The organism is Pseudomonas sp. Pc102 (assembly GCF_018408275.1).
Taxonomy (GTDB): Bacteria; Pseudomonadota; Gammaproteobacteria; order Pseudomonadales; family Pseudomonadaceae; genus Metapseudomonas; species Metapseudomonas tohonis.
Window position 1 is genome coordinate 1102449 of the sequence record NZ_AP021905.1, and the last position, 16727, is coordinate 1119175.

Consider the following 16727-nt stretch of genomic DNA (forward strand, 5'->3'; position numbering starts at 1 on the left):
AACCCCGCCGAGCAAGGACCGCCCATGAGCCTTACCCAATCCTCCGAGCCGCTGCGCACCTGTTGCGCGGTGGGAGAACCCTGCGTTTATCCCTCGCGCGCATTGGACCCGTTGCGGGGCATCGGCCCGGTTCCGGTTCCGGTTCCGGTTGCGCGCGAGCAGCTGGGAGGGCAGGCCTGATGTTCACCCACGACGAACTGCAACGCCTGCGCCAGCATGAACTGGCGCCCTTCGCCGGGCGGATCATCCACCAGGCGCGGCCGCCGATCACCGATGCAGAGCTGGCGGAGGTGGAGGCGCGCCTGGGTCGCGCGCTGCCGCCCTCCCTGGTGCGGCTGTGGCGTGTCGCCTATGGCGGCCGGCTCGATTACGACTTCCAGGTGGACTACCAGGGCCACCTGCACGCCTTCTCCCTGAGCGAGCTGTTCTTCCCCGGCAGCGATGGCTACAACGACCTCTGGGGCTGGATCGAGCACGAGGAGGAGGGGGCCCGGGCGTTCGCCGAGCACGAGGGCCGCGAGTGGGACGGGCGGCTGGCGTTCCTGCCCGTGGGCGGCTTCGAGTACCTGGAGCGCATCTACGTCCGTGTCGAGCCGGGCGAGGATTTCGGTGCCGTCTATGCCTGGAGCCAGGGCTTGCCGCCGGCCTGGTCCATGCGCCTGCACGAGGACTCCTTCACGCGGGTGGCGGATGATTTCGAAGGCTTGTTCGCCCAGCTGGTGTACTACCGCGACCCCTTCGAAGAGGGTGCCGATGGCACCGGCCTGGAGTTGGACGAGGCGCTGGACCCGCTGGCCATCGAGGACGCCGCTCTGGCGCAACGGCTGCGGGCGGGGATGAGTGCGCTGGTGCAGGACTGGCGCGGCGCCCTGGACGACGGCCGGCTATCGGTCGAGCCGGCCTTGCAGCGTCTGGCCCTGGAGCATGCGGTCGAGCACGACGACGAGGCGCTGTTGGCGCGCCTGGCGGGCGAGGGTGTCGACCTTGGGCAACTGATCCGGGGTGGGGTGAATGCGCCGGTCTACGCCCGCCTGCTCAAGCGCGAAGCGTTGCTGGCCTGGTTCGCCGGGCACGGCATCGCCGAGCGCCACCGGGATCAGTAGTGGTACCAGCGCAGTTGCAGCATCACCTGGTTGTCGTTGCCGCCGAGCTGGCTGAACGAGCGTTCGGCGGAAAGTCGCAGGCCCAGGTCGGTGCCCAGCTCCCATTGCTGGTTGAGTGACAGGCGCCGGCGCACCTCGCCGTTGTGGAAGTAGTCGCCGGCCGCCTCAATGCTGAGGGTGCCCAGGCCGTTGCGCCACAGCAGCCCGGTGTCGAAGCCGCCGGCCCCGGCGACGAAGGCGCCGAAGTCCGGGTTGTGTTCCACGCGGGCGGTGGCCAGAGCGTAGTAGAGGGTGTCGTCCCCCCATTGCCAGCTGCCGCCCACGCCACCGTTGAGATGGCTCACCAGCGTCTCGTCGCCATCCTTGCCGGGCACCCGTTCCAGGCCTCCGGCCACCTGCCAGGACCAGGGCTGCAGCAGTTGGGTGCGCGGGGTGAGCGAGCGGATGGTGGCGAAATCCAGCTGCTGCAGCTGCCAGTGGTTCTGCTCGTACTGGCGCAGCTTGAGCTGGAGGATCTCGATCTGTGCGCCGAGGGGGAAGCCGGCGAGGTTGTCGTTGAGGTCGTGGTAGGCCATGCGCAGGCCGTACTCGGCGAAGGCGCGGTCCTCGCGGCTGCCGAGCCCCAGTTGCCAGGTGCGTGATTCGTGGCCTTCCTCGGGCAGCGGCGGGCGCTCGGCCTGCAGTGCGGGGGGCGGGTTCTGGTTGATCGCCCGCAGCAGCTGGAAGCTGCGCTGCGCCCGTGCGCCGCTGCGTTCCTCGCCGGTGGAGCGGTAGCGCTCCAGGCGGAAGGCGGCGTCCTGGACCTGCGCGCGGCGCGGGGCGGGCATTGCGCGGAAGGCCGGGTCGTCCAGCAGGCTCTCGTCGTCGGCCAGGCGCAGGACCCAATCCTGCTCGTCGCTGTCCAGCGGCGCCGCGCGGGCCATCAGTTCCTTTTCCCGCGAGGGGCGGTAGTCGATCCGCTCCACCAGCCCGGCATGCTTGATGGCACGCACGGTGTCGGTGGGGATGGCGGTCAGCGGGAACTGCTCGGTGAGCTCGATGCCGGGGCGGGCGATCTCCAGCAATTCCAGCAGGCGGTAGGAGCAGTTCTCGTCGAAGAAGAAGTAGTCGAAGCGGACCTGGCGCAGCTCCCATACGTGCTCGACCATGCGCCCGGTTTCCTCGGCGCTGAGGTTGAGGCGGTACTCCCAGAGGTCGCGGTTCTCCAGGCGGCTGTATTCCTTGAGCTTGTCGCGGTAGGGCACCAGGGCGAAGAGCCCGGGGTAGCCGCCCATCAGGCCCTTCCAGGCATAGAGGATGCTGTTGTCGGCGCCCTCGATGAAGGCGCCGAAGTTGAGGGCGTAGCTGAGCAGGGCGGTGTTGTTCTCCTGTACGTCGGGCTGGTCGATGCGCAGCAGGGTGTGGCCGAACATGGACGAGGGGCTGTTGAGGTAGGCCGCCGGGAAGATCAGCACCGTGCTGTGGGGATTGATGTCGTGGTACCAACTGGCGAATTCGCTGCAGGCAGGGGCCGGCAGGTCGGTGAGCTGCAGCCGTTCGCGGAGCCAGCGCGTGCGCGCCGGGTAGCGGCATTGCGGGTGGCGGTCGCCGAGGCTGGCGTCCTGGTACAGGGCCGCGACCGTGGCGGTGAGTTCGGCCGTGGGGTCGCTGTCGCCCGTCTCGGCGAGGAAGAAGCGTTCGTCGTCGACGTAGCTGCGCCAGCCGCCGAGCTTGCCGGTTTCGTAGTGGCCGAGGGCGATCCAGTACGGGTCTTCGGCCAGGCGCTGCAGGGTTTGCGGGGGGATGGCGGGGGCCGCCATCAGGTGCGTGCAGGTACAGAGGGCCAGGAGGGAGAAGGTCCGTTTCAACAGCGCTGCTCGCTTTCGCCTTGGAGTGGGATGGGCGAGCTTTGGCGATGCCCGCCACGGGTGTCAAGCAAGGTCAGAAAGGACGATTGCGCAAGCCCTCGCACGCTTTTGCGAAGCGCCTCGCGCCGCGCTCCGCCAAGGGCGGAACGCCTTGCAACGCGGACGAAGGCGGCGCCAGAATGCGGCCATGTTTCCGCGTCGCCAATAAGGATTTCCGATGCCCGATCCTCTCGTCGCCTCCCTGCGCCTGGCGCCCGATGCGCTGACCCGCCCCTTCGACTCCAAGCAGTTCGCCTTTGCCACCACCGACGATCTCGAACCCTTCCGTGGCGTGCTCGGCCAGGAGCGCGCGGTGGAGGCCCTGCAGTTCGGCGTCGCCATGCCGCGCCCGGGCTACAACGTCTATGTGATGGGCGAGCCCGGCACCGGTCGCTTCTCCTTTGTGCAGCGCTACCTCAAGGCCGAGGGCAAGCGCCTGGCCACGCCGATGGACTGGGTCTACGTCAACAACTTCGACGAGCCGCGCGAGCCGCGCGCCCTGCAGTTGCCGCCCGGCGAGGCGAGCGCCTTCAGTACCGATATCGGCCAGCTTGTGGATAACCTCCTGGCCACCTTCCCGGCGGTGTTCGAGACGCCGACCTTCCAGCAGAAGAAGAGCGCCATCGACCGTGGCTTCAACCAGCGCTACGACCGCGCCCTGGATGTGATCGAGCGCCTGGCGCTGGAGAAGGACGTCGCGCTCTACCGGGACAGCGCCAACATCGCCTTCACTCCGATGAAGGATGGCAAGGCGCTGGACGAGGCCGACTTCGCCCAGCTGCCCGAAGCCGAGCGCGAGCGTTTCCACGAGGACATCTCCAGCCTGGAGGAGCGCCTCAACGAGGAGCTGGCCAGTCTGCCGCAGTGGAAGCGCGAGTCCAGCAACCTGCTGCGCCAGCTCAACGAGGAGACCATCACCCAGGCCCTGCAGCCGCTGCTGGCGCCGCTTTCCGAGAAGTACGCGGAGAACGCCGGGGTGATCGCCTACCTGCAGGCCATGCAGGTGAACCTGCTGAAGACCGTGGTCGACCAGATGCTCGACGACAAGCCGGACCTGCAGCGCCGCGAGATGCTCGAGGAGCAGTACTGCCCGAGCCTGGTGGTCGGCAACCCGGCCAGCGGCGGTGCGCCGGTGGTCTTCGAGTCGCACCCGACCTACGACAACCTGTTCGGCCGCATCGAGTACGGCACCGACCAGGGCGCGCTCTACACCAGCTACCGCCAGCTGCGCCCGGGGGCGCTGCACCGTGCCAACGGCGGTTTCCTGGTGCTGGAGGCGGAGAAGCTGCTGAGCGAGCCCTTCGTCTGGGACGCGCTCAAGCGCGCTTTGCATTCGCGCCAGTTGAAGATGGAGTCGCCGCTGGCCGAGCTGGGGCGCCTGGCCACCGTGACCCTGACGCCGCAGGTGATCCCGTTGCAGCTGAAGGTGGTGATCATCGGTTCGCGCCAGCTGTATTACACGCTGCAGGACCTGGATCCGGACTTCCAGGAGATGTTCCGCGTGCTGGTGGACTTCGACGAGGAGATCCCGCTGTCGGAGGAGACCCTCGAGCAGTTCGCCCAGTTGCTCAAGACCCGCACCTCGGAAGAGGGCATGGCGCCGCTCTCCGCCGCTGCCGTGGCGCGCCTGGCCACCTACAGCGCGCGCCTGGCGGAAAACCAGAAGCGCCTCTCGGCGAAGATCGGCGACCTGTTCCAGTTGCTCAGCGAAGCCGATTTCGTGCGCCAGCTGGCCGGCGAGAAGGTGACCGACGCCGAACACATCGAGCGTGCGCTCAAATCCAAGGCCACGCGCACCGGCCGGGTTTCGGCGCGCATCCTCGACGACATGCTGGCGGGGATCATCCTCATCGACACCGACGGCGCAGCGGTGGGCAAGTGCAACGGCCTCACGGTACTGGAGGTGGGCGACTCGGCATTCGGCGTGCCGGCGCGGATTTCCGCCACCGTGTACCCGGGGGGCTCGGGCATCGTCGACATCGAGCGCGAGGTCAACCTTGGCCAGCCGATCCACTCCAAGGGCGTGATGATCCTCACCGGCTACCTCGGCAGCCGCTACGCCCAGGAGTTTCCGCTGGAAATCTCGGCGAGCATCGCGCTGGAGCAGTCCTACGGCTACGTCGACGGCGACAGCGCGTCCCTGGGCGAGGTCTGCACCCTGATCTCGGCGCTGTCGCGCACGCCGCTCAAGCAGTGCTTCGCCATCACCGGTTCGATCAACCAGTTCGGCGAGGTGCAGGCGGTCGGCGGGGTCAACGAGAAGATCGAGGGCTTCTTCCGCCTCTGCGAAGCGCGCGGGCTGACCGGCGAGCAGGGGGTGATCATCCCGCAGGCCAACGTCGCCACGCTGATGCTCGATGAACGCGTGCTGCAGGCCGTGCGCAATGGCCAGTTCCATGTCTACGCGGTGCGTCAGGCCGATGAGGCGCTGAGCCTCTTGGTGGGCGAGGATGCCGGCAGCCCGGACGAGAAGGGCCGTTTCCCCAAGGGCAGCGTCAACGCCCGGGTGGTCGAGCGCCTGCGCGAGATCGCCGAGATGGGCATGGAGGAGGAAGAGAAGCCCGACGCCGCCAAGGAGGTGGCCGCCGCCCTGGAGAAGGCGCCGGCACCCGCCAAGCCGCCGCGCAAGGGCCCGAAGAAGGAACCCGGCAAGAAGACCCCGCCCGACGACAAGGTCCAGGGCCCGGCCTGACCAGGCGATGACCGGTCACGGCGCCGCGCGGGTGCCGTGGCTGGTCAGTCATTGAGCGGCGTAGAGCCGCTCAGCGCTGGCGCTGGTCCGACAGACTTTTCACCACGGCATCCACAGGCTTATCCACAGCTGGCGTGGATAAGATTTCCTCGCTTTCCCAGGGCCCCTGTCAGGTGTAGGCTGGCCCAAGGTCTTCGCGAGGAACGTCGTCATGTCCCGCAACCTCTGCCTCACCCGTCAATGCCTGGGCATGGTCACCCGCATCGAGTGCGTGATTCTGCCGCTGGCCGGAGGGAATGGACTCTGGACACTCATCTGCGCTGCCGGGATTTCGGGAGCGCAGCCGTCGGCGATCAAGGCGCAGGGCCCATTCCACGGGCCTTTCGTCGCTGAATCGGTGCTTTCGGCGATTGCTTCCTGCCTGGCCGAGCTGGGCTACTGCGCCTGCGAGGACCCGCTGATCTGGCGCCTCCATGTGCAGGGTGAACTGCGTCGGCTCAATGGTGAGCGCCCTCGCAGCCCGGGCTCGTTCCTGTCCCGGCCGGAGACCTGAGCGGGCATCGGCTGTGCAGCTTTTGCGCAGCCTGCGGCGAGCCCCGGCGAACGCTGGGCAGCGCCATCCTTCCCAAGACAATTCACAGGGTTATCCACAGCTCCTGGGGATATTTCGAGGCATTACGTGCCTGTTTTTCTGTAGGAATGTGCTCGCTATACTCGCCGCCAGTTTTGACTCTGGATGCGAGGCTTCATGGAACGCTTTTTGGAAAACTCGATGTATGCGGCGCGCTGGTTGCTGGCGCCCATCTACTTCGGCCTGTCCCTGGCGCTGCTGGCGCTGTCGCTGAAGTTCTTCCAGGAGGTCTATCACGTCCTTCCGCACGTCTTCGAGAAGACCGAGGCGGAGCTGATCCTGGTGCTCCTGTCGCTGATCGACATGTCGCTGGTGGGCGGGCTGCTGGTGATGGTGATGATCTCGGGCTACGAGAACTTCGTCTCCCAGCTGGACATCGACGAGGGCAAGGAGAAGCTCAGCTGGCTGGGCAAGATGGACTCCGGCTCGCTGAAGATGAAAGTGGCCGCGTCCATCGTGGCGATCTCCTCTATCCACCTGCTGCGGGTGTTCATGGATGCGCAGAACATCGATAACACCAAGATCATGTGGTACGTGGTCCTGCACATGACCTTCGTGATCTCGGCATTCGCCATGGGTTACCTGGACAAGATGACCAAGCACGATCACTGATCGCGCCGCCGCTCCACCATGACCGCCCGTCAGCGTCCCGCTCGCGGGCGGTCGTGTTTCTGCCCGGCGGTTTTGATCCTGTACGGAAACTGTATTTAACTTTTCCCTGTACAGATCCCGCCGAGGTGACGCCATGAACCTGCAGACACTTTCCAGCGAAGCCCGCGCCGGGCATGTCGATGGGCTCGACCTGATCTCCATGGAGGGGGGCATCTACCTGTTGCAGGCCCATATCGAGGGGCGTTGCCACACCCTGGACGATGGCCGTGGCCATGCGATGCAGCTGCGCTCGGTGGAGCATGCACGGGGGCTGCTGCATGAGTTGCCGCGCATGCCGTTCTACCTGGTGCACGCTTCCGTGCATGACGAGATGTGCGGTATCGCCCCGGATGATCGCGGTGCGCTGCGGGTGCCGTTGTCGATGGGCGCCCGGCACTGATGGCGGGGGGATAGGGCCGGGAAGGGGGCTGTGCTAGTCTGGCCGGCCTTTTTTCCGGAGCGGAGCCCCGGCCATGTCCGAACTCGAATTTTCCACCGATGAAACCCGCGTCAGCTACGGTATCGGCCGCCAACTGGGCGACCAGATCCGTGACAATCCCCCGCCCGGCGTGAGCATCGACGCTGTCGTCGCCGGCCTGCGCGATGCCTTCGCCGGCATCGAGAGCCGTGTCGACGGTGCCGCGTTGTCCGCCTCCTTCAAGGTCATCCGCGAGCGCATGCATGCCGAAGCCCAGGCCAAGGCCGATGCCGCCGCTGGCGAAGGTCGTGCCTACCTGGTGGAGAACGCCAAGCGCGAGGGCGTCACCCAGCTGCCGTCCGGCCTGCAGTACGAAGTGCTGGTCGCGGGCGAGGGTGCCAAGCCTTCCGCCGAAGACACCGTGCGCACCCATTACCACGGCACCCTGATCGACGGCACCGTGTTCGACAGCTCCTACAACCGTGGCGAGCCGGCCGAATTCCCGGTGGGCGGCGTGATCGCCGGCTGGGTCGAGGCCCTGCAACTGATGAACGCCGGCAGCAAATGGCGCCTGCACGTGCCCAGCGAGCTGGCTTACGGCGCCCAGGGCGTCGGCAGCATCCCGCCGCACAGCGTGCTGGTGTTCGACGTCGAGCTGCTGGAAATCCTCTGAGTCTTTCGGAGTGATCGCCGGGCGCGTCGTCCCTGACGGCCCGGGAGCCGGCGGAGGCGCCTCTGCCTCCGCATGCACGGCCGGAGCCCCGGGCGCCGGCCATGCAGATGACGCGTCCTGCGTCATCCGAACCCTTCAGTGCAGCTGGACCTCGTTGTGCGGACGCAGCGCCCGCGCATAGCAGAAGAGGAACAGGCTGCGCACCAGCTCCTTGAGTATCACGGGCTCGCTGGATGTCAGGCCGGCAAGGTCGAGATCCCCCTGATCACGCAACTCGTCGAGCGCGTCCTCTTCGAGGATGGCGCACACTTCGCCGGTTTCACGGTGGAGGATGCGCAGGTAGGGGTGCGGGCGATCCAGCCAGGCATCGATCAGGTAGGTCATGGCTCATCTCCTTGAAAAGCAGTGAGATGAGAATAATTCCTATTATCAAAATAACAAGAGGCAATCGCCGCCTTTCGTCGTCTGCTTGATCCAGGTCATGCCGTTGCCGGGCTCGAACCTGGCCTGGAGGCTGCTCCTGCTCAGCCTTTAGGGGCGCGCAACGAAAAAGCCCGTCGCAAGGACGGGCTTTCGGATACGGCGGGTGGATCAGTGCGTGCGGGCGACGGCGAAGCGGGTGAGTTCGATCAGGGCGTCGCGGTACTCGTTGTCCGGCAGTACGTCCAGGCAGGCGATGGCGCGCTCGGCGTAGTCGCGGGCGAGGCGGGCGGTGTAGTCCAGCGCACCGGCTGCCTCCACGGCGGCGCGGATGCTTTCCAGGTCCTGGCTCCCGCCCTGCTGGATGGCCTGGCGGACCAGGGCGGCCTGCTCGGCGGTGCCGTCGCGCATGGTGGCGATCAGCGGGAGGGTGGGCTTGCCTTCGGCCAGGTCGTCGCCGACGTTCTTGCCCAGGGTGGTGGCGTCGCCGCGGTAGTCGAGCAGGTCGTCCACCAGCTGGAAGGCGATGCCCAGGTAGTCACCGAAGGTGCGCAGGGCCTCGACCTGTTCGGCCGGTGCCTGGGCCAGTTCGGCGGCGCTGTGGGTGGAGGCCTCGAAGAGCATCGCGGTCTTGCCGCGGATGACTTCCATATAGGTCTCTTCGGTGGTGCTGGCGTCGCGGATCTTCGACAGCTGCAGCACCTCGCCCTCGGCGATCACCCGGGTGGCCTGGGAAATGATGCGCATCACCGGCATGGAGCCGAGCTCGACCATCATTTCGAAGGAGCGGGCATAGAGGAAGTCGCCGACCAGCACGCTCGGCGCGTTGCCCCACAGCGCGTTGGCGGTGGAGCGGCCGCGGCGCAGGCCGGAAGCGTCGACCACGTCGTCGTGCAGCAGGGTGGAGGTGTGCAGGAACTCGATGGTGGCGGCGAGCAGGCGCAGCTGGTCACCACCGAAGCCCAGTGCGTTGCCGCTGAGCAGGACCAGGAGCGGACGCAGGCGCTTGCCGCCGGCAGAGACGATGTAGTCGCCGATCTTTTCCACCAGGGGAACGCGGGAGGTGAGTTGCCGACGGATGATGTCGTCGACTGCGGTAAAATCGTCCGCCACCACGCGGTAGAAGGCCTGGGGTTGCATCAGCGAGGGGTGCTCCTTTGAGGTTGCGCGGCATGCTAGGGGGCAGGGTGGGGGCTGTCAAGGCAAGCGCCGACGGTGCTTGCGCGGCAATCACGGCTTGCGTACAATCGCGGCCCCTGAACTTCCTTGGGCATTTTCCTGCCTTACGCAATTGCACGGGTTCCAGTTCCGGCCCCATGCAGCCATGCCGACCCCTTCTTCTTCCTATAAAGCGTCGGGTGAGCAGGTTTAACGGAGAAAATCCATGTACGCAGTTATCGTTACCGGCGGCAAGCAATACAAAGTCGCTGAAGGTGAATTCCTGAAGATCGAGAAACTCGAGATCGCCACCGGCGAATCCGTGACCTTCGATCGCGTTCTGCTGATCGGCAATGGCGACGACGTGAAAATCGGCGCTCCGGTCGTTGATGGCGCCAAAGTAGTCGCTGAAGTGGTCGCTCAAGGCCGTCACGACAAAGTGCGCATCATCAAGTTCCGCCGTCGTAAGCACCACATGAAGCGCCAGGGCCACCGCCAGTGGTTCACTGAAATCAAGATCACCGGCATCCAGGCCTAAATTTCCTTTTTGGAGGATTTGACTCATGGCACACAAAAAAGCTGGCGGTTCTACCCGCAACGGCCGCGACTCAGAAAGTAAACGCCTTGGCGTGAAACTGTACGGCGGCCAGGCCATCAAGGCCGGCAACATCATCGTGCGTCAGCGCGGCACCAAGTTCCACGCCGGCTACGGCGTTGGCCTGGGCAAAGACCACACCCTGTTCGCGAAAGTGGATGGCGTGGTCAAGTTCGAGGTCAAAGGCGCTTTCGGTCGCAAGTACGTGAGCGTCGTCGCGGCCTGATCGCGACTCCGCTGCAAAAGCCCTGTCTTGCGACGGGGCTTTTTTGTTTCTGATAGATGGAAACTCCGATTTGCGCGGGCTTCCCTGTATCCTTGTGTTCTTTTTTCTTTCAACCCGTCCCGCGTGGCGGGAGGCGTCCTGATGAAATTCGTCGATGAAGTATCGATCTTTGTAAAAGCGGGTGATGGCGGCAATGGCCTGATGAGTTTCCGTCGCGAGAAATTCATCGAGAAGGGTGGCCCCAATGGTGGCGACGGCGGTGACGGTGGTTCCGTGTACATGGAAGCCGACCCGAACCTGAACACCCTGGTCGACTATCGCTATACCCGCCGTTTCGATGCTCAGCGTGGCCAGAACGGTGGCAGCAAGGATTGCACCGGGCACAAGGGTGAGGACCTGATTCTCCCCGTACCGGTGGGAACCACCGTCATCGATGCCGGCACCCAGGAGATCATCGGCGACCTGACCAAGCCCGGTCAGCGCCTGATGGTCGCCCAGGGTGGTTGGCACGGCCTGGGCAACGCCCGTTTCAAATCCAGTACCAACCGTGCGCCGCGCCAGACCACCAACGGCAAGCCGGGCGAGTCCCGCGATCTCAAGCTGGAGCTCAAGGTGTTGGCCGACGTCGGCCTGCTGGGCTTGCCGAATGCCGGCAAGAGCACGTTCATCCGCTCGGTCTCCGCCGCCAAGCCGAAAGTCGCCGACTACCCCTTCACCACGCTGGTGCCGAACCTGGGCGTGGTCAGTGTCGGTCGCTACAAGAGCTTCGTCGTGGCCGACATCCCTGGCCTGATCGAGGGGGCTGCGGAAGGCGCCGGCCTGGGTATCCGTTTCCTCAAGCACCTGGCGCGGACCCGCCTGCTGCTGCACATCGTCGACATGGCGCCGCTGGACGAGAGTGATCCGGCCGAGGCGGCCGCCACCATCATCGAGGAGCTGGGGCGCTTCAGTCCGGCGCTCACCGAGCGTGATCGCTGGCTGGTGCTGAACAAGGCCGACCAGTTGCTCGACGAGGATCGCGAGGCGCGCATGAAGGCGGTGATCGAGCGCCTGGGTTGGGAAGGCCCTGTCTATGTGATCTCCGCGCTGGAGCGCGAGGGCACCGAGGCGCTGTCCCAGGACATCATGCGCTACCTCGACGAGCGCGCCCTGCGCATCAGCGAGGAGCCGGCCTACGCCGAGGAGCTCGCGGAGCTCGACCAGCGCATCGAGGACGAGGCGCGTGCCCGTCTGCAGGCGCTGGACGATCAGCGGGCCCTGCGCCGCGCCGGGCTGAAGAGCGCCGGTGCGCAGGATGACGATGATGACTTCGAGGATGACGAAGACGACGGCGACGGTCCGGAAATCTTCTACGTACCCTGATGAGTGCGCCGCTCGGCGCAGATGATCGCCATAGGCTGTGCGCCATGGGCCGCACGGCTTTCTAGCTAAGGTTGGAAGATATGCGGGACAAGGTGACGGGCGCGCAGCGCTGGGTGGTGAAGATCGGCAGCGCCTTGCTGACGGCGGATGGTCGCGGCCTGGATCGCGACGCCATGGCGGTCTGGGTCGAGCAGATGGTTGCCCTGCGCAATGCGGGGGTCGAGCTGGTGCTGGTGTCTTCCGGCGCCGTGGCGGCGGGCATGAGTCGCCTGGGTTGGAGCGCCAGGCCCAAGGCGATGCATGAGCTGCAGGCGGCCGCCGCCGTAGGGCAGATGGGATTGGTGCAGGCCTGGGAGTCGAGTTTCGGCGAGCATGGCCGGCATACCGCGCAGATCCTCCTGACCCATGACGATCTTTCCGACCGCAAGCGTTACCTCAATGCGCGCAGCACGCTGCGCACGCTGGTCGAACTCGGCACCATCCCGGTGATCAACGAGAACGACACGGTGGTCACCGACGAGATCCGCTTCGGCGACAACGACACCCTGGCGGCCCTGGTGGCCAACCTGGTCGAGGCCGACCTGCTGGTGATCCTCACCGATCGCGACGGCATGTTCGATGCCGACCCGCGCCACAATCCCGATGCGCAACTGATATTCGAAGCCCGTGCGGATGATCCGAGCCTGGATGCGGTCGCGGGCGGCACTGGCGGTGCGCTGGGGCGCGGCGGCATGCAGACCAAGCTGCGCGCGGCACGCCTGGCTGCGCGTTCCGGTGCGCACACGGTGATCGTCGGTGGGCGTATCGAGCGCGTGCTGGACCGCCTCAAGGCCGGCGAGCGCCTGGGTACGCTGCTGGCGCCGGAGCGCGGCATGCTGGCGGCGCGCAAGCAGTGGCTGGCCGGCCATCTGCAGACCCGTGGCACCCTGGTGCTGGATGCGGGGGCGGTCAAGGCGCTGCGTGACGATCGCAAGAGTCTGCTGCCGGTCGGCGTGAAGGCGGTGCAGGGCAGTTTCCGCCGTGGCGAGATGGTGGTCTGCGTCGGCCCGGATGGGCGTGAAGTCGCCCGTGGGCTGGTCAACTACAGCGCTCTGGAAGCGCAGAAGATCATCGGGCAGTCCTCCGAGCAGGTGGAGAAGCTGCTCGGCTACGTCGACGAGCCCGAGCTGGTGCATCGGGACAACCTGGTTCTGGTCTGAAGGAGCGTTCGAATGCGCATGATAAAGGGATGGGTGGCGTTGGCTCTGTGCGCGCCTCTGCTGGCGTCCGCTGAGGAGATCGGCTCGGTTTCCACCGTGTTCAAGTGGGTGGGGCCGAACGACAAGATCGTCGTCGAGGCTTTCGATGACCCCAAGGTGGAGGGCGTGACCTGCTACCTGTCCCGGGCCAAGACCGGCGGCGTGAAGGGTGGGCTCGGGCTGGCCGAGGATCGTGCCGAGGCGTCCATCGCTTGCCGTCAGGTCGGTGCCATCCATTTCAAGGGTGAGCTGAAGGATGGCGAGGAGGTGTTCAAGGAGCGCACCTCGCTGGTGTTCAAGACCATGCAGGTGGTGCGTTTCTTCGATCAGAAGCGCAATACGCTGGTGTACCTGGTGTACAGCGATCGAGTGATCGAAGGCAGCCCGCAGAACGCGGTCACGGCGATCCCGATCCTGCCCTGGGCGAAATGAGCCCTGGCGCGCATCGAAGCCCGGTTCGCCGGGTTTTTTTGTGCCTGCCGATCGGCGTGGCTTTTTCGCAGACAATAAAAAACCGGCCCTGGGGCCGGTCTTTCATCAAAAGCAAAGCTTAGGCAGCAGCCTGGCCGAGCGCCTTGATGTGGGCGTTCAGGCGGCTCTTGTGACGAGCAGCTTTGTTCTTGTGGATGATGCCCTTGTCGGCCATGCGGTCGATTACCGGAACAGCCAGGGTGTAGGCGTTCTGGGCTTTGGGCAGGTCCTTGGCATCGAGCGCCTTGACGACGTTCTTGATGTAGGTGCGGACCATGGAGCGCAGGCTGGCGTTATGGCTACGACGCTTCTCAGCCTGTTTTGCGCGTTTTTTGGCAGAAGGTGTATTGGCCACCGTCAAGCTCCTCGAAAACTGGGGGGATACAAACAAATAAGGCCGCGAATCATGCCGATGCGATGAATCAATGTCAAGGGCAGGCGTGGCTTCCCTGCAAAGGGGCGACGAGCGTACCTCATACCGGACCGCGGCGTGATTTATTTTCGTGCCGGCTCTACACTCGCCGCCTTCGAAAGCAGGGCGCTTTCGGCCCGGCGGCATTGTTTTCCGCCTGGCGGGACTTCCAACGAGCACAAGCCTCCGACCTCCATGAATCTGCTCAAATCGCTGGCCGCCGTCAGTTCCATCACCATGCTTTCGCGGGTTCTCGGCTTCGTCCGTGACACCATCGTGGCGCGCATCTTCGGCGCCGGCGTGGCCACAGACGCCTTCTTCGTGGCCTTCAAGCTGCCCAACCTGCTGCGGCGGATCTTTGCCGAGGGTGCGTTCTCCCAGGCCTTCGTGCCGATCCTGGCCGAGTACAAGACCCAGCAGGGGGAGGAGGCGACCCGCACCTTCCTGGCCTACGTGTCAGGCCTGCTGACGCTGGTGCTGGCGGTGGTCACGGCCCTCGGCGTGCTCGCCGCGCCCTGGGTGATCTGGGCCACGGCGCCGGGCTTCGCCGATACGCCGGAAAAATTCGAGCTGACCACCTCGCTGCTGCGGGTGACCTTCCCCTACATCTTCCTCATTTCCCTGTCCTCCCTCGCCGGGGCGGTACTCAACACCTGGAACCGCTTCGCCGTGCCGGCCTTCGTGCCGACCCTGCTTAACGTGGCGATGATCGTCTTCGCCCTGTTCCTGACTCCTTACTTCGACCCGCCGGTGATGGCCCTGGGCTGGGCGACGCTGGCGGGTGGCCTGGCCCAGTTGCTCTACCAGCTGCCGCACCTGAAGCGCATCGGCATGCTCGTGCTGCCGCGCCTTAACCTGCGCGACAGCGGCGTCTGGCGGGTGCTCAAGCAGATGGGGCCGGCGATCTTCGGCGTCTCGGTCAGCCAGATCTCGCTGATCATCAACACCATCTTCGCGTCCTTCCTGGCCGCAGGCTCGGTGTCCTGGATGTACTACGCCGACCGCCTGATGGAGCTGCCGTCCGGAGTGCTCGGCGTCGCCCTGGGCACCATCCTCCTGCCGTCGCTCGCCAAGACCTACGCCAGCGATGACCGCCAGGCCTATTCGCAACTGCTGGACTGGGGGCTGCGCCTGTGTTTCCTGCTGGTGCTGCCTTGCGCGCTGGCGCTGGCGCTGATCGCCGAGCCGCTGACGGTCTCGCTGTTCCAGTACGGCAAGTTCAGCGCCCATGACGCCGAGATGACCCAGCGCGCGCTGATCGCCTATTCGGCCGGGCTGCTCGGGATCATCCTGGTCAAGGTGCTGGCGCCGGGCTTCTATGCGCGGCAGAACCTGCGCACGCCGGTGCGTATCGCGCTGTTCACCCTGGTCGCGACCCAGGCGATGAACCTCGTCTTCATCGGTCCGCTGCAGCATGCCGGCCTGGCGCTGGCCATCGGCCTGGCGGCGTGTCTCAATGCCGCGCTGCTGTATTGGCAGTTGCGCCGGCAGAAGCTGTTCGAGCCGCAGCCCGGCTGGCCGATGTTCCTCGCCAAGCTGCTGCTTGCGGTCGCGGTGATGACGGCGGTGCTGGTCGGTGGCATGTGGCTGCTGCCCGCCTGGGACCAGGGCGACATGCTGCTGCGCCTGCTGCGTCTCGGGGCGCTGGTCACAGCCGGCGCCCTCGGCTATTTCGCCACCCTGGCCTTGCTCGGCTTCCGCTTGCGTCACTTCGCCCGGCGCGCGCTCTGAGCCACGCCTGGCACCCGGAAGGCTCTCGTCACGGCCCGTCTGCGACACGTCAGCGACGCCTGTTGTCTGGTCGCGGGTGTGCGTATAATCGGCCACTTTGTGAACAAGACGTGTGCTATGCAGCTGGTCCGAGGCCTCCACAACCTGCGGCCCCAACTTGGGGGCTGCGTTGCCACTATCGGCAATTTCGACGGCGTACACCGTGGCCATCAGGCCATTCTCAAACGCCTGCGCGAGCGCGCAGGCGAGTTGGGCGTACCCAGCTGCGTGGTGATCTTCGAGCCGCAGCCCCGTGAATTCTTCGGCCCCGACACCGCGCCGGTGCGCCTGACCCGGCTGCGCGACAAGCTCGAGCTGCTGGCAGCCGAAGGCGTCGACCGGGTGCTCTGCCTGGCCTTCAACCGTCGTCTGCGCGAGCTCAGCGCCGCGGAGTTCGTGCACGCCGTGCTGGTCGAGGGGCTTGGGGTCAAGCATCTGGAAGTCGGTGATGACTTCCGCTTCGGCTGCGATCGCGCCGGTGACTTCGCCTTCCTGCAGATGGCCGGTGCGGCCGAGGGCTTCAGTGTCGAAGCGGCAGCCACCGTCGAGCTGGATGGTGTGCGGGTGAGCAGCACGCGGGTGCGCCAGGCCCTGGCCGCCGCCGACTTCCCGCTGGCCGAGCGCCTCCTCGGCCGGCCGTTCTCCATCACCGGCCGGGTGCTGCACGGGCAGAAGCTGGCGCGCCAGCTGGGTACGCCCACGGCCAACGTGCAGCTCAAGCGTCGGCGCGTTCCCCTTTCCGGGGTCTTCCTGGTCAGCGTCGAGCTGGATGGCGCGCGTCGTCCCGGCGTTGCCAACATCGGCGTGCGTCCCACCGTGAAGGGGGATGGCAAGGCCCACCTGGAAGTGCATCTGCTGGATTATTCCGCCGACCTGTATGACCGGCGCATCAGCGTGACCTTCCACCACAAGCTGCGTGAAGAGCAGCGTTTCGCTTCCCTGGAGGCGTTGAAGTCGGCGATCGACGCGGACGTCGCCGCCGCCCGTGCCTACTGGCAGGGCATCCCCATTCAATGATGAG

General features: G+C 65.9%; 17 protein-coding genes. 13 read left to right on the plus strand and 4 right to left on the minus strand.

The window, feature by feature from the left end; all coding sequences use genetic code 11:
• Nucleotides 1-179: 179 nt before the first annotated feature.
• Nucleotides 180-1103 carry an SMI1/KNR4 family protein gene (locus tag PHLH3_RS05230; protein ID WP_213628465.1) on the plus strand — a complete coding sequence of 308 codons (924 nt, stop codon included), beginning with the start codon at nucleotides 180-182 and terminating at the stop codon, nucleotides 1101-1103.
• On the opposite strand, the gene PHLH3_RS05235 is transcribed toward PHLH3_RS05230, so the two are convergent.
• Nucleotides 1097-2902 carry a DUF4105 domain-containing protein gene (locus tag PHLH3_RS05235; RefSeq protein ID WP_213630411.1) on the minus strand — a complete coding sequence of 602 codons (1806 nt, stop codon included), beginning with the start codon at nucleotides 2900-2902 and terminating at the stop codon, nucleotides 1097-1099. The two genes, PHLH3_RS05230 and PHLH3_RS05235, sit on opposite strands and share 7 nt — an antisense overlap.
• 265 nt (nucleotides 2903-3167) lie before the next feature.
• Here PHLH3_RS05235 and PHLH3_RS05240 point away from each other — a divergent pair, with 265 nt between their 5' ends.
• The 5 genes from PHLH3_RS05240 to PHLH3_RS05260 all read left to right on the plus strand — a co-directional run bounded on the left by PHLH3_RS05240 (nucleotide 3168) and on the right by PHLH3_RS05260 (nucleotide 8054).
• Nucleotides 3168-5681 (plus strand): ATP-binding protein, encoded by a 2514-nt coding sequence (locus PHLH3_RS05240; RefSeq protein ID WP_173173408.1) that lies wholly within the window; start codon nucleotides 3168-3170, stop codon nucleotides 5679-5681.
• Between the two features lie 211 nt (nucleotides 5682-5892).
• Nucleotides 5893-6234 carry a hypothetical protein gene (locus PHLH3_RS05245; RefSeq protein WP_213628466.1) on the plus strand — a complete coding sequence of 114 codons (342 nt, stop codon included), beginning with the start codon at nucleotides 5893-5895 and terminating at the stop codon, nucleotides 6232-6234.
• A gap of 195 nt (nucleotides 6235-6429) precedes the next feature.
• Nucleotides 6430-6924: a TIGR00645 family protein gene (locus PHLH3_RS05250; protein ID WP_173173406.1), complete on the plus strand. Its 495-nt coding sequence runs from the start codon at nucleotides 6430-6432 to the stop codon at nucleotides 6922-6924.
• A 133-nt stretch (nucleotides 6925-7057) separates the two neighbouring features.
• Nucleotides 7058-7363, plus strand: coding sequence for a DUF6482 family protein (locus PHLH3_RS05255; RefSeq protein ID WP_111259733.1), 306 nt, complete (start codon nucleotides 7058-7060; stop codon nucleotides 7361-7363).
• Nucleotides 7364-7436: 73 nt separating this feature from the next.
• Nucleotides 7437-8054 (plus strand): FKBP-type peptidyl-prolyl cis-trans isomerase, encoded by a 618-nt coding sequence (locus PHLH3_RS05260; protein WP_111259734.1) that lies wholly within the window; start codon nucleotides 7437-7439, stop codon nucleotides 8052-8054.
• Nucleotides 8055-8189: 135 nt separating this feature from the next.
• Here PHLH3_RS05260 and PHLH3_RS05265 read toward each other — a convergent pair whose 3' ends face one another.
• A complete protein-coding gene (locus tag PHLH3_RS05265) occupies nucleotides 8190-8438 on the minus strand; it encodes a hypothetical protein (RefSeq protein WP_213628467.1) in 249 nt (82 codons plus the stop codon).
• 207 nt (nucleotides 8439-8645) lie between these two features.
• Nucleotides 8646-9614, minus strand: a complete 969-nt coding sequence (locus PHLH3_RS05270) for a polyprenyl synthetase family protein (RefSeq protein WP_213628468.1) — start codon at nucleotides 9612-9614, stop codon at nucleotides 8646-8648.
• A gap of 244 nt (nucleotides 9615-9858) precedes the next feature.
• Here PHLH3_RS05270 and rplU point away from each other — a divergent pair, with 244 nt between their 5' ends.
• The 5 genes from rplU to PHLH3_RS05295 all read left to right on the plus strand — a co-directional run bounded on the left by rplU (nucleotide 9859) and on the right by PHLH3_RS05295 (nucleotide 13485).
• Complete coding sequence (gene rplU, locus PHLH3_RS05275) at nucleotides 9859-10170, plus strand: 50S ribosomal protein L21 (protein WP_021219380.1); 312 nt, start codon at nucleotides 9859-9861, stop codon at nucleotides 10168-10170.
• A 25-nt stretch (nucleotides 10171-10195) separates the two neighbouring features.
• Nucleotides 10196-10453 (plus strand): 50S ribosomal protein L27, encoded by a 258-nt coding sequence (gene rpmA, locus PHLH3_RS05280; RefSeq protein WP_111259737.1) that lies wholly within the window; start codon nucleotides 10196-10198, stop codon nucleotides 10451-10453.
• 141 nt (nucleotides 10454-10594) lie between these two features.
• On the plus strand, nucleotides 10595-11815 hold the full coding sequence (cgtA, locus tag PHLH3_RS05285; RefSeq protein ID WP_213628469.1) for an Obg family GTPase CgtA: 1221 nt from the start codon (nucleotides 10595-10597) through the stop codon (nucleotides 11813-11815).
• Between the two features lie 80 nt (nucleotides 11816-11895).
• Entirely contained in the window at nucleotides 11896-13014 is a 1119-nt protein-coding gene (proB, locus tag PHLH3_RS05290) for a glutamate 5-kinase (RefSeq protein ID WP_173173398.1), read from the plus strand.
• Between the two features lie 12 nt (nucleotides 13015-13026).
• Nucleotides 13027-13485 carry a CreA family protein gene (locus PHLH3_RS05295; protein WP_111259740.1) on the plus strand — a complete coding sequence of 153 codons (459 nt, stop codon included), beginning with the start codon at nucleotides 13027-13029 and terminating at the stop codon, nucleotides 13483-13485.
• Nucleotides 13486-13603: 118 nt separating this feature from the next.
• Here PHLH3_RS05295 and rpsT read toward each other — a convergent pair whose 3' ends face one another.
• On the minus strand, nucleotides 13604-13879 hold the full coding sequence (rpsT, locus tag PHLH3_RS05300; protein WP_111259741.1) for a 30S ribosomal protein S20: 276 nt from the start codon (nucleotides 13877-13879) through the stop codon (nucleotides 13604-13606).
• Nucleotides 13880-14131: 252 nt separating this feature from the next.
• Between rpsT and murJ the strand changes: the two genes are divergently transcribed.
• A complete protein-coding gene (murJ, locus tag PHLH3_RS05305) occupies nucleotides 14132-15667 on the plus strand; it encodes a murein biosynthesis integral membrane protein MurJ (protein WP_173173392.1) in 1536 nt (511 codons plus the stop codon).
• Nucleotides 15668-15784: 117 nt separating this feature from the next.
• The gene (gene ribF, locus PHLH3_RS05310; protein WP_213628470.1) at nucleotides 15785-16723 is read left to right on the plus strand and encodes a bifunctional riboflavin kinase/FAD synthetase; all 939 of its coding nucleotides are present in this window, start codon (nucleotides 15785-15787) and stop codon (nucleotides 16721-16723) included.
• The last annotated feature ends 4 nt before the right edge of the window (nucleotides 16724-16727 follow it).

Excerpts from the sequence above, each read along its gene's own strand:
- rpmA (WP_111259737.1), top strand. The coding sequence starts at position 10,196 with ATGGCACACAAAAAAGCTGGCGGTTCTACCCGCAACGGCCGCGACTCA.
- rplU (WP_021219380.1), top strand. The coding sequence starts at position 9,859 with ATGTACGCAGTTATCGTTACCGGCGGCAAGCAATACAAAGTCGCTGAA.
- PHLH3_RS05235 (WP_213630411.1), bottom strand. The coding sequence starts at position 2,902 with ATGGCGGCCCCCGCCATCCCCCCGCAAACCCTGCAGCGCCTGGCCGAA.
- PHLH3_RS05245 (WP_213628466.1), top strand. The coding sequence starts at position 5,893 with ATGTCCCGCAACCTCTGCCTCACCCGTCAATGCCTGGGCATGGTCACC.
- PHLH3_RS05270 (WP_213628468.1), bottom strand. The coding sequence starts at position 9,614 with ATGCAACCCCAGGCCTTCTACCGCGTGGTGGCGGACGATTTTACCGCA.
- murJ (WP_173173392.1), top strand. The coding sequence starts at position 14,132 with ATGAATCTGCTCAAATCGCTGGCCGCCGTCAGTTCCATCACCATGCTT.
- PHLH3_RS05255 (WP_111259733.1), top strand. The coding sequence starts at position 7,058 with ATGAACCTGCAGACACTTTCCAGCGAAGCCCGCGCCGGGCATGTCGAT.
- PHLH3_RS05240 (WP_173173408.1), top strand. The coding sequence starts at position 3,168 with ATGCCCGATCCTCTCGTCGCCTCCCTGCGCCTGGCGCCCGATGCGCTG.
- ribF (WP_213628470.1), top strand. The coding sequence starts at position 15,785 with ATGCAGCTGGTCCGAGGCCTCCACAACCTGCGGCCCCAACTTGGGGGC.
- PHLH3_RS05230 (WP_213628465.1), top strand. The coding sequence starts at position 180 with ATGTTCACCCACGACGAACTGCAACGCCTGCGCCAGCATGAACTGGCG.
- PHLH3_RS05250 (WP_173173406.1), top strand. The coding sequence starts at position 6,430 with ATGGAACGCTTTTTGGAAAACTCGATGTATGCGGCGCGCTGGTTGCTG.
- proB (WP_173173398.1), top strand. The coding sequence starts at position 11,896 with ATGCGGGACAAGGTGACGGGCGCGCAGCGCTGGGTGGTGAAGATCGGC.
- cgtA (WP_213628469.1), top strand. The coding sequence starts at position 10,595 with ATGAAATTCGTCGATGAAGTATCGATCTTTGTAAAAGCGGGTGATGGC.
- PHLH3_RS05265 (WP_213628467.1), bottom strand. The coding sequence starts at position 8,438 with ATGACCTACCTGATCGATGCCTGGCTGGATCGCCCGCACCCCTACCTG.
- PHLH3_RS05260 (WP_111259734.1), top strand. The coding sequence starts at position 7,437 with ATGTCCGAACTCGAATTTTCCACCGATGAAACCCGCGTCAGCTACGGT.
- PHLH3_RS05295 (WP_111259740.1), top strand. The coding sequence starts at position 13,027 with ATGCGCATGATAAAGGGATGGGTGGCGTTGGCTCTGTGCGCGCCTCTG.